The organism is Jiella sonneratiae, assembly GCF_017353515.1.
Taxonomy (GTDB): domain Bacteria; phylum Pseudomonadota; class Alphaproteobacteria; order Rhizobiales; family Rhizobiaceae; genus Jiella; species Jiella sonneratiae.
Map to the genome: position 1 here is coordinate 92,061 of NZ_JAFMPY010000008.1, position 13,151 is coordinate 105,211.

Genomic DNA, 13,151 nt, shown 5'->3' on the forward strand with positions numbered 1-13,151 from the left:
GGGGCGTCTTCCGGCGTCGGTCCGAACCGGGAAATGCCGCCTGTCGCCGGTGCGTCAGATGCGCTCGCCGCCCCGCACCCGGTAGCTCGGCTCGTACATCGTCACCAGTTCCTCGGCGGCTGTCGGGTGGACGGCCATCGTCGCGTCGAACTGGTCCTTGCTGAGGCCGGCCTTGACGGCGATGGCGAGGAGCTGCGCCAGCTCTCCGGCGTCGTGGCCGAGGATGTGGGCCCCGAGGACGCGGCGGCTCGTCGCATCGACCACCAGCTTCATCAGCATCCTGCCGTCGCGGCCCGAAAGCGTGTTCTTCATCGGCCGGAAGGCGGTGCGGTAGACCTCGATCTCGGCGAAGCGCTCGGCCGCGACGCATTCCGTCAGCCCGACAGCACCGATCTCCGGCTGCGAGAACACCGCCGTCGCGATCGTGTCGTAGTCGGGCTTCGTCGGCCTGTCGTGGAAGATCGTCTCGATCAGGCACATCGCCTCGTGGATCGCCACCGGCGTCAGCTGCACCCGGTGGGTGACGTCGCCGATGGCGTAGATGTTCTCGGCACTGGTGCGGGAATAGTCGTCGACCTTGACGGCACCGCGCGCATCGAGTGCGACGCCGGCCGCCTCGCAGCCGAGGTTCTCGGTGTTGGCGGTGCGGCCGATCGCCAGCATCACCTCGTCGACGACGAAGACTTCGCCGCTCATCGCCGTCGCCGCCAGCGTCCCGTCGCCGCGCATGTCGACCCGCTCGAGCGTGTCGCAGCAATGGACGCGCAGGCCCTTCTTGTCCATCGCCTGGTGGAGTTCGTGGCGCAGGTCGTCGTCGAAGCCCTGCAGGATCTCCTTGCCGCGATAGATCAGCGTCGTCTCGACGCCGAGGCCGTGGAAGATGTTGGCGAATTCGACCGCGATGTAGCCGCCGCCGAGGACCGCGATCCGCTTCGGCAGTTTCTTGAGGTGGAACGCCTCCTCGGAGGTGATGCAGTGCTCGGCGCCGGGCATCGCCGGATGCCGGTTCGGCCTGCCGCCGGTGGCGATCAGGATCTTGTCGGCGGTCACCCGGCGCCCGGCCTCGACGAGGCGGATCTCGTGCGGCCCCTCGAGCACCGCCCGGTCGTTGAAGATCTCCGCGCCGGCCTTGCCGACATTGCTCTGGTAGATGCCTTCGAGCCGCTCGATCTCGGCATCCTTGGCGGCGATCAGCGACGGCCAGTCGAAACGTGTCTCGCCGACGCTCCAGCCGAAGCCGCGGGCGTCCTCGAAGGACTCGGCGAACTGCGAGGCGTAGACGAAGAGCTTCTTCGGCACGCAGCCGCGGATCACGCAGGTGCCGCCGAAGCGGTATTCCTCGGCGATCGCCACCCGCTTGCCGAGCGCGGCGGCGCGCCGCGCCGCCCGCACGCCGCCGGAGCCGCCGCCGATGACGAAGAAATCGTAGTCGAAAGCGCCCATGCCGATCGTTCCGCTCGCTGGCCCGGCGGAAAACTCCGCGGGGCGAAGAGGCCGCGCCGCCACGCGGCCGGCGGTGCCGGATCCGAAAATCCCGCGCTGATATGTGTCGTTCCGGCGAGGCTTCGACAGGCGGACGGGGCGTTCACCGGGCAGAGACGCACGGCCCGCCCTCGCCCGGCCGGCCGGCCGGGAGCGCATGGCTGCCCGCCGGCCTCGGCCGCCGCCGGGCTCAGTTCTGGCCGGTCGCCGGCGCGCCGCTCTCCGCCGGGGCGTTGCCGCCGTTCATCGCGCGGAAGCCGTCGAAGGCGGCCTGGCGCAGGTCGCGCACGATGCCGTTGCTCCAGACCTGCGCCGCCTTCAGCATCGCGCGCGTCGCATCCGGCCCCTGCGCCAGCAGCTTCTTGCCCGCCTCGGAGCTGTAGAACTGCGCGATGTCGTTCAATTCGTCCTCGGAGAACATCCGGGCGTAGATCCGCGCGACCTCGGTCTCCAGCGAGGCGCGGCGCGGCGCGAGCTTCAGCGCCGCCTCGTCGACCATGTCGGAGATCTTGGAATCCATGTCGGGCCGGTTGGAGATCAGCTCGGACTTGATCTGCGTCGCGGCGTTGGGAAGGATCTCGTCGAACTGGTCGGTCGCGTGGATCGCCGCGATCGCGGCACGCGCCGCCTTCAGGTGGCTCTCGCTGATGTTTTCGTCCGCGGCCTTCTGTGCCGCCGCCTGGTCGGCCGGCTTCTGGTCCTGGGCGCTCGCCGCGACGGGGACGAGAAGCATCGCGGTCGCTGCGGCGAAAAGGCCGCGGCGCATCGACTGACTGAAGATCATCGGTTGAGTGACTCCATTGGTTGATCTGCGCCCCGGACGTTCCACCGTCGCCGTCGCATCGGACCGTGCCGGAACGGCGCCGTCCGTCGAAACGCCGGCGACGCGTTCTGCGGCGGCTCGGTCCGGTGCGGCGGTGCCGGCGAGACCGGACCGGCTCCTTTCCCGGCGACCTAGCGGCTTCCGCCGCGCCGTGCAAGCCGGCGGCCGCGTCGGCCGTCGAACCCGCAAGGCATTGGCCGTCAAACGGTCAGGTGCCGGACCCCGTCCGACGAAGCGACCAGCGCATCGCTGGCCAGTCCGAGAAACAGGCCGTGCTCGACGACGCCCGGAACCTCGTGCAGGGCGCGCGACAGCGCTTGTGGATCGGGAATGCGGCCGAAGTCCGCATCGAGGATCAGATGGCCGCTGTCGGTGATGAACGGCTCCTCGCCGCGGCGGCGCAGGGTCAGGTCGCCGGAAAGGCCGAGCGCCTCCGTCGCCTCCTGGATCGCCAGATAGGTGGCGACCATGCCGAAGCCGTTGATCTCGATCGGCAGCGGAAAGGCGCCGAGTTCGTCGACCAGCTTCGCCGCGTCGGCGACGACGATCATCCGCTTGGAAGCCTTGGCGACGATCTTTTCGCGCAGCAGCGCGCCGCCGCCGCCCTTGAGGAGCCGCAGACCGGGATCGATCTCGTCGGCGCCGTCGACCGTCAGGTCGAGCCGCGGCAGGGTCTCGAGCGTCGCCATCGGGATCGACAGTTCCTGGCAGAGCCGCTCGGTGCGTTCGGAGGTCGCGACGCCCGTCACCTTCAGCCCGCCCCGCACGCGCTGGGCCAGCGCCCGCACGAAGGCCTCCGCCGTGGTGCCCGTTCCGATGCCGAGCGCCATCTTGTCCTCGACAAAGTCGAGGGCCGCCTCGGCGGCCGCCCGTTTCAGTTCCTCCGCATTCGCCATGCCGCGCGTTCCTTTCTCGTCGCTTCCCCTCCTCTACCAGCCCGGCAAGGCAGCCGATAGGTCACGCGGGGGCCGCGACGCGAAGGAAGCCGGCATGCCGCCGCGCGGCGGCCTTCGGCGATGACAGGGCGGCGGGGACGAGACGACGCTGCGCCGACGGCCGTACGCGCGCGTCGTCCGGCGTCAGCCGGCAACCTTGGCGGCGATCTCGGCGATGTGCCGGCCCTGGAAGCGGGCGCCGTCGAGCTCGAGCTGGCTCGGCATGCGCGAGCCGTCGCCCTTGGCGATGGTCGTCGCGCCGTAGGGCGAGCCGCCGACGATCTCGTCCATGTTCATCTGCCCCTGATAGGCATAGGGCAGGCCGACGATCATCAGGCCGTGATGCAGCAGCGTCTTGATCGCCGAGATCAGCGTCGTCTCGTTGCCGCCGTGCTGGGTTGCCGAGGAGGAGAACGCTCCGCCGACCTTGCCGACGAGCGCGCCGCGCGCCCAGAGCGGGCCGGTCCGGTCCCAGAAGGACTGCATCTGCGAGGCCATGTTGCCGTAGCGGGTCGGCACGCCGACGACGATCGCGTCGTAACCGACCAGTTCGTCGATCTCGCAGACCGGATAAGGGTGATCGGTCTTGAAATGCGCCGCCTTGACCACCTCCTCGGGCGCCGTCTCCGGCACGCGCTTGATGTCGACGCTGGCGCCGGCGCCCTCGGCGCCTTCGGCGACCGCCTTCGCCATCGTCTCGATGTGACCGTAGCTGGAGTAATAGAGGACGAGTACCTTGGCCATGCGATGCGTGTCCTTTCGTTCCTGTCGTCTTCTCCTGACGGAAGACCCGGGCAGGGACATAGGCGATCGTGCCGCGGCCGGCTCGCCGAATCGCCGCGACGCACCGTCGCCTGTGCCGCGACAATCGGCACGGCCGGGGCTGGCGCGCCGCCCTTGCTTTCCTTGCGTTCCTCACGCTTAGTCGTGCGCTCCGGCACCGGGGCAGCCGGTCGCGCGCGGCGCGGCCGGGGGCCGGGCCCGTGCCGGGATGCAATCCATCGGAGGAACCGGATGCCGCGTGAGACCGCCACGGCCGCCATGCTCGCCATCGGCGACGAACTCCTGTCCGGGCGCACCAAGGACAAGAACATCGGTCACCTCGCCGAGGTGATGACGCTCGCCGGGATCGACCTGAAGGAAGTGCGCATCGTCGGCGACGATCCGCACATGATCGCCGACACGCTGAACACGCTGCGGCGGACCTACGACCTCGTCTTCACCTCCGGCGGCATCGGACCGACACACGACGACATCACCGCCGAAGCCGTCGCGGCGGCCTTCGGTCTGCCGGTCGTCGACCATCCGGAGGCCGTGGCGCGGCTGGAGGCGCATTACCGGCAGCGGGGAATGGAGTTCACGACCGCCCGACGCCGCATGGCCCGCACGCCGGAAGGCGCCGGGCTGATCGACAATCCGGTGTCGGTGGCGCCGGGCTTCCGGATCGACAACGTCTTCGTCATGGCCGGCGTGCCGGCGGTGTTTCAGGCGATGCTCGCCGGGCTGTCGGCAGCCCTGCCGGCGGGTGATCCGCTGGTCAGCCGGGCGATCGCCTGCCGCTTCGGCGAAGGCGACATCGGCGATGCGCTGGCGGCGATCGCGCGGGAGCATCCGAAGGTCGTCATCGGCTCCTATCCGAAATTCGACGGCAGCCGCTATTCGACCGAGATCGTCATCCGCTCCCGCGACGAGGCCGCGATCGACGCCGCGGCCGCTGCGGTCGAGGCGATGCTTCAGGCCGTGGACCAGCGCCGCGCCTCGGCCTGAGTCCGGCGCGAGCCGCGGCGCTCCCAAAGGTCAGGCGCTGCGTCCGCGGGCGCCGTCGAGGCTCGCCGCACCCGCCCCGGCGAAGACCAGGAACAGGAACACGAAGCAGTAGAGGATCGCCGCGTCGCCGCCGTTGTTGACCGGGAAGAAGTCCTGCGGCGCATGCGCCATGAAATAGGCGAAGGCCATCTCGCCGGAGCAGACGAAGGCGACGACGCGGGTGAAGAGGCCGAGGACGAGGAGCAGGCCGCCGACGAGCTCGATCGCGCCTGCGAGGCCGAAGAGCGACATTAGCTCGACGGTGCCGTGGCCGCCGGCCGGAAAGCCGAGGAGCTTCTGGGTGCCGTGCTCCATGAAGATCAGGCCCGAAACGATGCGCATGAGCGCGAGTGCGTAGGGATGGTACCGGTCGAGGGGCATGAGGAGATAAGTCCCGGTTGCGTTTTGGTTGCGCCCGATCAGTAGCCGGCAGAAAGCCACCAGGCCAGCCTCGCCGCGTTGACGAAGAGTCGCCGGACGCCGGGATTTCGCGTCCCGGCGGCAGAGGCCGTCGGCACCGCGAGGCGGGACGGAGCTTGCGTGCAAATGCCGATTCGATCTATCCGGGCCGGACGAATTGCTCTGAGGATGGATAGCCCCGACCATGTCGACGGTGGAAAAATCGTTTCCCGTCTCCTGGGACCAGTTTCATCGCGATGCGCGGGCGCTGGCCTGGAGACTTGCGGGCCTTCGCAAGGAGGAGTGGCGGGCGATCGTCTGCATCACCCGCGGCGGTCTGGTGCCGGCGGCGGTGATCTCGCGCGAGCTCGGCATCCGGCTGATCGAGACGGTCTGCGTCGCCTCCTATCACGAATATTCCGAACAGGGGGAGCTGAGGGTCCTGAAGGAGATCAGCCCCGAGCTTCTCGAGGACGGCGGCGAGGGGATCCTGATCGTCGACGATCTCACCGACACCGGCAAGACCGCCGGCATCGTCCGGGCGATGCTGCCGAAGGCGCATTTCGCCACGGTCTACGCCAAGCCCAAGGGCCGGCCGCTGGTCGATACCTTCATCACCGAGGTCAGCCAGGACACCTGGATCTTCTTTCCCTGGGATCTCGGTCTGAGCTTCCAGGCGCCGATCGGGCGCGGCACCGCCGGATAGGGCGCCCGGTCGCGGCACCCACCGCCGCGGCGGCCGCTCTCAGGCCGGCGCGCCGCTGAGCCTGACGGTCGCGATGAACATCAGCCCGCCGGGCGTCAGTTCCCGCGACATCTCTCCGCGCATCTGGCGCAGCACCAGGGTTTCGAGGAGTTCGGTGCCGAAGCCGAGTTCCCCCGCCCGCCGCGCCGCCTCGGGCGCCGGGCCGCCGCCGAACCACTCTTCCCAATGGAATGTCAGGGCCGGCCGGCCGTCGCGCTCGGCGGGCGTCCAGCGGACGGCGACGCCGCCGCGCATGTGCGGTGCCAGGGCGCCGTGCTTGGTGGCGTTGGTGGCCAGTTCGTGGATGATCATCGAGACCGAGACCGCGTCGTCCTTGCCGATCATGACCTGCGGGCCGTCGATCCAGACATTGGTGCCGATGCCGTAGTGCTGGAGTTCGCTCGAGACGATCTCGGAAAACAGCGCGCCCTTGCCGTCGCGATCGGCGAGCAGCGACTGCGTCTTGGCGAGCGAGGCGACCCGCTCCAGAAGGTCGGCCCGGATCTCCGACGGGCTCTGCCCTTCCCGCACCGACAGGAGGATGATCGCCTGCACGGTCGACAGGGAGTTCTTGATGCGGTGCTCCATCTCCCGAGACATCAGCAGCGAGCGCTGCTCGAGCTGCTTGCGCAGCTTGACCTCCTGGCGCAGCTCCAGCTCACCGGCGAGCAAAGCCAGGAGATCCTCGAGCGCCTGCCGTTCTTCTTCGGTCCAGGCGCGGGGCTTTTCGTCGACAACGCAGAAGGAGCCGATCACCGTTCCGTCGGGCAGCCGCACCGGCAGGCCCATATAGGCGCCGATGCGAAGCGCGCGGACGCCCGCGCCGGCGGCGTATCGCGGATCGGCCGCGACGTCGTCGATCACCACCGGCTCGCCATGCTCGACGACGTCGAGGCAGGCCGAGCCCCGGGCGGCAGCGACCCTGAGGCCCTGCTCGTCGCGCTCGGCAGGCCCCGGCAGCCCCGCCTCGCTCTTGAACACCTGCCTGCCCTCGTCGAAGACCGAGACGAAGCTGGCGGGAACGCCGAGGATCCGGGTGGCGAGCCGGGTGATTCGGTCGATCGCCACCTCGGGTCCCGCCTCCGTCAGGTCGGCGGTCGACAGTTTCCAGGCTGAATGCTCAGGCCGGCCCAAGCACGGTCCTTCCACGGCTCTCTGGTGACGACGAATGCGATGCCGACGGACCCGAAGGCCTGCCCGCGCGCACGATTCGCTTGTCCAGCGCAAATTTCCTAAAATTCAGCGTAGGGTCCGAAAGCCCGGCTTTGCAAGGCTCGCCCGCCCGATGCGACAGTTTGTGCACACTTTGTCCATGGTCGACGCCCCGCATCTGTGTCGCCGCCGTCATTGACCGGCCGGAAAGACTCACCCTACGCTTCGGTCGGGCGGTACTCCTGCTACCCCGCTTCCGGGCGGCCCGTCGCGCGCCGTCCCCAGGCCGAGCGTGAATTCCGTTGATAACTGCTCAGGGCCGTTAAAATCGACGGCATTAAGCTTCGCGTAACGCTCTTTACCCACTATATGTAGGAGCTCCTGGCCGGACCGGCACTAGATGCTGGCCAGGATCACGAGATCGGCGAGAGAGGCGAGCGGCCGTCGGCGGACGCCCGTTCCTGCGCTCCGCGGGTCGAAGCCAACCAGTCGAGGATGGGTTTTCCATGGGCATGAAGTTCGAGCGCCGCTACACCAAGGCCGGCCAGAGCCCCTATCACGAGGTCGCCTTCCGCAAGGCGACGAGCGAGATCAGGAACCCCGACGGCTCGGTCGTCTTCAAGCTCGAGGGAATCGACGTCCCCGAGCAGTTCAGCCAGGTGGCGGCCGACATCCTCGCCCAGAAGTACTTCCGCAAGGCGGGCGTCCCGGCCCGCCTGAAGAAGATCGAGGAACACGACGTCCCGTCCTTCCTCTGGCGCTCCGTCGCCGACGAAAAGACGCTCGCCGACCTGCCCGAGGACGCGCGCACCGGCTCCGAGAAGGACGCGCGCCAGGTGTTCGACCGGCTCGCCGGCACCTGGGCCTACTGGGGATGGAAGGGCGGCTATTTCGAGACCGAGGAGGACGCCTGCGCCTTCCGCGACGAACTCGCCTACATGCTCGCCACCCAGAAGGCGGCGCCGAACTCGCCGCAGTGGTTCAACACCGGCCTCCACTGGGCCTACGGCATCGACGGCCCGAGCCAGGGCCACTATTACGTCGACTACCGCACCGGCCAGCTGACCCGCTCCGGTTCGTCCTACGAGCATCCGCAGCCGCACGCCTGCTTCATCCAGTCGGTCGCCGACGACCTCGTCAACGACGGCGGCATCATGGACCTGTGGGTGCGCGAGGCACGGCTGTTCAAATACGGCTCGGGCACTGGCTCCAACTTCTCGCGCCTTCGGGGCGAAGGCGAGAAGCTCGCCGGCGGCGGCAAGTCCTCCGGCCTGATGAGCTTCCTGAAGATCGGCGACCGGGCGGCCGGCGCCATCAAGTCCGGCGGCACGACGCGGCGCGCGGCGAAGATGGTCGTTGTCGACATCGACCATCCCGACATCGAGGCCTACATCAACTGGAAGGTCCGCGAGGAAGAGAAGGTCGCCGCCCTCGTCACCGGCTCGAAGACCGTGGCGAAGCACCTGAAGGCGATTCTCGCGGCCTGCGTCAATTGCGAGGGGCCGGAGGGCGACTGCTTCGACCCGATGAAGAACCCGGCGCTGAAGCGCGCCGTGCGTGACGCCAAGAAGGCCCAGGTTCCCGAGAACTACGCCAAGCGCGTCATCCAGTTCGCCCGCCAGGGCTACACCGACATCGAATTCCCGGTCTACGACACCGACTGGGATTCGGAGGCCTATCTCACCGTCTCCGGCCAGAACTCCAACAACTCGGTCTCGCTGACCGACGACTTCCTGCGCGCCGTCGAGAACGACGAGGAGTGGAGCCTCGTGCGGCGCACCGACGGCAAGGTGCACAAGACCGTCAAGGCGCGCGAATTGTGGGAGCAGATCGGCTATGCCGCCTGGGCGTCCGCCGATCCGGGCCTGCACTTCAACACCACCATGAACGACTGGCACACCTGCCCCGAGGCGGGTCCGATCCGGGCCTCGAACCCGTGCTCGGAATACATGTTCCTCGATGACACGGCCTGCAATCTCGCCTCGCTCAACCTCATCCAGTTCCAGGAAGTGGTGAAGGGCGACGGCGGCAAGGAGGCACGGCGCTTCGACACGGCGGCCTTCGAACACGCCGTCCGGATCTGGACGGTGGTGCTCGAGATCTCGGTGCTGATGGCGCAGTTCCCGTCGAAGGAGATCGCCCGGCTCTCCTACGACTACCGCACCCTCGGCCTCGGCTTCGCCAATATCGGCGGCCTGCTGATGTCCTCCGGCATTCCCTACGATTCCAAGGAAGGCCGGGCGATCTGCGGCGCCATCTCGGCGCTGATGACCGGCATCGCCTACAAGACCTCGGCCGAGATGGCCGGCGTCCTCGGCGCCTTCCCCGATCACGAGCGCAACGCCGAATCGATGCTGCGGGTCATGCGCAATCACGCCCGTGCCGCCCACGGCATCGCCAACGGCTACGAGGCGCTCGCCGTCGATCCGGTGCCGCTCGACCATGCCTCGCTGAAGGACAAGCGGCTGTCGGGCCGCGCCAAGGTCGCCTGGACCGAGGCCGTCGAGCTCGGCACCAAGAACGGCTATCGCAACGCCCAGGTCTCGGTGATCGCGCCCACCGGCACGATCGGCCTCGTCATGGATTGCGACACCACCGGCATCGAGCCCGACTTCGCGCTGGTGAAGTTCAAGAAGCTCGCCGGCGGCGGCTATTTCAAGATCATCAACCGCGCCGTCCCGGACGCCTTGCGTACGCTGGGGTATCCGGAAGCCGAGATCGCCGAGATCGAGGCCTATGCGGTCGGCCACGGCAATCTGAACCAGGCGCCGGCGATCAACCCGTCCTCGCTGAAGGCCAAGGGCTTCACCGACGAGACGATCGCGGCGGTCAACGCGGCGCTGTCCTCGGCCTTCGACATCAAGTTCGTCTTCAACAAGTTCACGCTGGGCGAGGCATTCTGCAAGGACGTGCTCGGCTTCACGGACGCCGAGCTCAACGACTTCTCCTTCGAGATGCTCCCGGCGCTGGGCTTTTCGAAGAGGGACATCGAGGCCGCCAACATCCACGTCTGCGGCGCCATGACGCTGGAGGGCGCGCCGTTCCTGAAGGACGCGCACCTCGCCGTCTTCGACTGCGCCAATCCCTGCGGACGGATCGGCAGGCGCTATCTCTCGGTTGACAGCCACATCCGCATGATGGCGGCGGCGCAGCCCTTCATTTCCGGGGCGATCTCCAAGACCATCAACATGCCGAACGACGCGAGCGTCGAGGACTGCAAGTCGGCCTACATGCTGTCCTGGAAGCTGGCGCTGAAGGCGAACGCCCTCTATCGCGACGGCTCGAAGCTCTCCCAGCCGCTCAACGCCTCGCTGATCGCCGACGAGGATGACGACGAGGACATCGTCGAAGAGACGGCGGCCGCGCTGATCGCCGCCCCGGCTCCGGCCCAGGCGGTGCAGGTCGCGGAACGGATCGTCGAGCGCATCGTCGAAAAGGTGGTGCGCGACCGCGAGAAGCTGCCGAACCGGCGCAAGGGCTACACCCAGAAGGCCATCGTCGGCGGCCACAAGGTGTATCTCAGGACCGGCGAGTTCGACGACGGCCGGCTCGGCGAGATCTTCATCGACATGCACAAGGAGGGCGCCGCCTTCCGCGCGATGATGAACAACTTCGCCATCGCCATCTCCCTCGGCCTGCAGTTCGGCGTTCCGCTGGAGGAATATGTCGAGGCCTTCACCTTCACGCGGTTCGAGCCGGCCGGAATGGTGCAGGGCAACGAGGCGATCAAGAACGCCACCTCGATCCTCGACTACGTCTTCCGCGAGCTCGCCGTCTCCTATCTCGGCCGGCACGACCTCGCCCATGTCCAGCCCGAGGACATCGGCGCCTCGACGGTCGGCCGCGGGGTGGAGGGCGACAAGCCGGCGCCGCTGCCGATCTCGTCCGGCATGGTGCGCGGCCAGACGGCGAAGTTCCGCCTCGTCTCGTCGAACGAGCCCGTCGGCCAGGCGGCAGGCGGCGCCTCGGGCGGGGTCTCGGCCCCTGCAGCAGGCGGCGCCAAGCCGGTGACCGCCGGCACCCAGCGCCCGACGGCCCCGGTCGCGGCCAATTCCGCCAGTGCCGCCAAGCCCGCCGCCGCTTCGGCACCGGCGGCCAAGCCGGCCGCCTCCGCGGCGCCGCTGCAGCCGACGCTGTCGGCCCGCGCCGCCCCCGCCGCGGCCGGCGCCCAGACCGCCACGGCCTTCAAGCGCGACTACGAGGAAGCCCCCCTCGCCGCGCCGGCACCCGTCGCCGACACCTCGCCGGCGCAGGGGCTGTTCGACCAGCCGCTGGCCTTCGAGGCGAGCGAGCGGGACAGCGCCAACGTCACGGCGGCCGCTTCCGGCACCCAGGACGGGCCGAAGGCCACCAGCGCCGAACGCCGGACGATCGCGATGATGAAGGGCTACACCGGCGAGAGCTGCTCGGAATGCGGCAACTTCACCATGGTGCGCAACGGCACCTGCCTGAAGTGCGACACCTGCGGATCGACGAGCGGCTGCAGCTGAGGGCTCGACGATCGATTGCCTCTGCGCGCTAAGTTGCAGCAGGAGGCGCTAAGTTCTGCGCGGCGGGGTCATCCCCGCCGTATCCTCGTCTTCCGATATTGGTGCGAAGTTAATTTCTGTCTTGCAGGCTATCGAAAGAATCCCGATGCGTCGGATCAGTTCGTTCTTACTGGGGATTCCGCGGTCTTGATCGGCTTCCGGCATGAGATGTAGTCGATCCGCCATGATTTGAAGCGACAGTAAGCTGTATCGGGCGCCTTCGGTCAGCCATCCACGATCCTTTTCTCGCCACGCAACGAGCTTGGCCAGAGCTATGTCGTTGACATCTGGGACGATGACAAGAACGCCGGGGCATCCTGATCCCTCGTATTCGGTGGTTCGGGTTTCCCAGCCTAATGGCATCGTCGCAGTTTGCGGCGATACGCCGTCTGCGAAGTAGCCGTGTGTCTTATGGAAGGCGCTGTCGCGGCCGATATTACTTTCGATCAGGTCAGAGATCGCTTCCGAATCTTCGGCGCCGGGAGCGTAGATATCGATTTCGGGCGTGATCATCATCGTGGCCGGCACGTTCTTGCGACCGACTGCGACGGCGGCAGAGCCGACCAGGACGAATAATTTGTGGCCGGTGATTTCTGCCGCAGCCCGGAGGATGTGATCCACGCGGTCTTGCCGCATGATCAAGGTCGCAGACCCTCGCTCGAAATGCCGGCGTCTCCCGCCCCGGCGGCGGCGAGGTGGGCCGTTCGCCGTTCTTCGTCCGTCAGCACGTGGAATACCGGCCGCGTGTCGCGAAGGAGCGCTCCGCGTGGGGAGTCCTCGAGGAGAAGACGGGCGATTTCTTTGGTGTCTTGCCGAATGACATCTTGCCACAGACGAAGGTAGTCCGCCTGGTGTGGGTCTCCCTCCATGTGGCGGCGCATGTATGCCAAGCCCTGGCGTAGGGATCTCGGATCGTCGATCAGGCGCGCTGCGACGATGCGGGCAGTTTCGTAGGATCTTCGTTCGTTGCGGTCATGGAAATGCCGCTTGCGAGGCAAGCTTTCCACGTATTTTTCCCCTGCTGTCATGACGCGTCTCATCTCTTGAGGTTGGTCTTAGTCTAGCGGAAACGAAAGAGGGGCGCCATTGCTAGGGAACGTGCTGCCCGAGCCACAATTCAGCGAGCATTGCGCCACAACTCAGTGCGCGCTGGATCGTCTCATCCCGGAACCGCGGCGAATGAGCGTCTTTGTTTCCGGCATCACGAAGTGATCTGCCGGAAACCGTACGAGCCGACGTCCTCGAGTGGCGTCGCGGCGCCTCCGGCACGCCTGCCCTCT

The 13,151-nt window shown here is 67.8% G+C and carries 11 protein-coding genes; 3 read left to right on the top strand and 8 right to left on the bottom strand.

Annotated elements, in window-relative coordinates; translation table 11 throughout:
• Window positions 1-54: 54 nt before the first annotated feature.
• The 4 genes from gor to wrbA all read right to left on the bottom strand — a co-directional run bounded on the left by gor (window position 55) and on the right by wrbA (window position 3,984).
• Entirely contained in the window at window positions 55-1,443 is a 1,389-nt protein-coding gene (gene gor, locus J1C47_RS09795) for a glutathione-disulfide reductase (RefSeq protein ID WP_207350577.1), read from the bottom strand.
• 229 nt (window positions 1,444-1,672) lie between these two features.
• Window positions 1,673-2,266, bottom strand: a complete 594-nt coding sequence (locus tag J1C47_RS09800) for a DUF2059 domain-containing protein (RefSeq protein ID WP_207350578.1) — start codon at window positions 2,264-2,266, stop codon at window positions 1,673-1,675.
• Between the two features lie 239 nt (window positions 2,267-2,505).
• Window positions 2,506-3,201 carry a ribose-5-phosphate isomerase RpiA gene (gene rpiA / locus J1C47_RS09805; protein ID WP_207350579.1) on the bottom strand — a complete coding sequence of 232 codons (696 nt, stop codon included), beginning with the start codon at window positions 3,199-3,201 and terminating at the stop codon, window positions 2,506-2,508.
• A 183-nt stretch (window positions 3,202-3,384) separates the two neighbouring features.
• The gene (gene wrbA, locus J1C47_RS09810) at window positions 3,385-3,984 is read right to left on the bottom strand and encodes an NAD(P)H:quinone oxidoreductase (RefSeq protein ID WP_207350580.1); all 600 of its coding nucleotides are present in this window, start codon (window positions 3,982-3,984) and stop codon (window positions 3,385-3,387) included.
• 270 nt (window positions 3,985-4,254) lie between these two features.
• Here wrbA and J1C47_RS09815 point away from each other — a divergent pair, with 270 nt between their 5' ends.
• Window positions 4,255-5,007, top strand: coding sequence for a competence/damage-inducible protein A (locus tag J1C47_RS09815; protein ID WP_245396476.1), 753 nt, complete (start codon window positions 4,255-4,257; stop codon window positions 5,005-5,007).
• 30 nt (window positions 5,008-5,037) lie between these two features.
• Here the strand turns inward: J1C47_RS09815 and J1C47_RS09820 are convergent, their stop codons facing one another.
• Window positions 5,038-5,427 carry a DoxX family protein gene (locus J1C47_RS09820; RefSeq protein ID WP_207350581.1) on the bottom strand — a complete coding sequence of 130 codons (390 nt, stop codon included), beginning with the start codon at window positions 5,425-5,427 and terminating at the stop codon, window positions 5,038-5,040.
• A gap of 223 nt (window positions 5,428-5,650) precedes the next feature.
• On the opposite strand from J1C47_RS09820, the gene gpt reads away from it, so the two are divergent.
• Entirely contained in the window at window positions 5,651-6,151 is a 501-nt protein-coding gene (gene gpt / locus J1C47_RS09825; protein ID WP_207350582.1) for a xanthine phosphoribosyltransferase, read from the top strand.
• A gap of 39 nt (window positions 6,152-6,190) precedes the next feature.
• Here gpt and J1C47_RS09830 read toward each other — a convergent pair whose 3' ends face one another.
• Window positions 6,191-7,258 carry an HWE histidine kinase domain-containing protein gene (locus J1C47_RS09830; protein WP_207350583.1) on the bottom strand — a complete coding sequence of 356 codons (1,068 nt, stop codon included), beginning with the start codon at window positions 7,256-7,258 and terminating at the stop codon, window positions 6,191-6,193.
• Between the two features lie 596 nt (window positions 7,259-7,854).
• Here J1C47_RS09830 and J1C47_RS09835 point away from each other — a divergent pair.
• Window positions 7,855-11,832 (top strand): vitamin B12-dependent ribonucleotide reductase, encoded by a 3,978-nt coding sequence (locus tag J1C47_RS09835; RefSeq protein ID WP_207350681.1) that lies wholly within the window; start codon window positions 7,855-7,857, stop codon window positions 11,830-11,832.
• Between the two features lie 48 nt (window positions 11,833-11,880).
• Here J1C47_RS09835 and J1C47_RS09840 read toward each other — a convergent pair whose 3' ends face one another.
• Together J1C47_RS09840 and J1C47_RS09845 are read right to left on the bottom strand one after the other, a co-directional pair.
• Window positions 11,881-12,492, bottom strand: a complete 612-nt coding sequence (locus tag J1C47_RS09840) for a DUF6036 family nucleotidyltransferase (RefSeq protein ID WP_207350584.1) — start codon at window positions 12,490-12,492, stop codon at window positions 11,881-11,883.
• 17 nt (window positions 12,493-12,509) lie between these two features.
• A complete protein-coding gene (locus J1C47_RS09845; RefSeq protein WP_207350585.1) occupies window positions 12,510-12,899 on the bottom strand; it encodes a hypothetical protein in 390 nt (129 codons plus the stop codon).
• Window positions 12,900-13,151 lie beyond the last annotated feature (252 nt).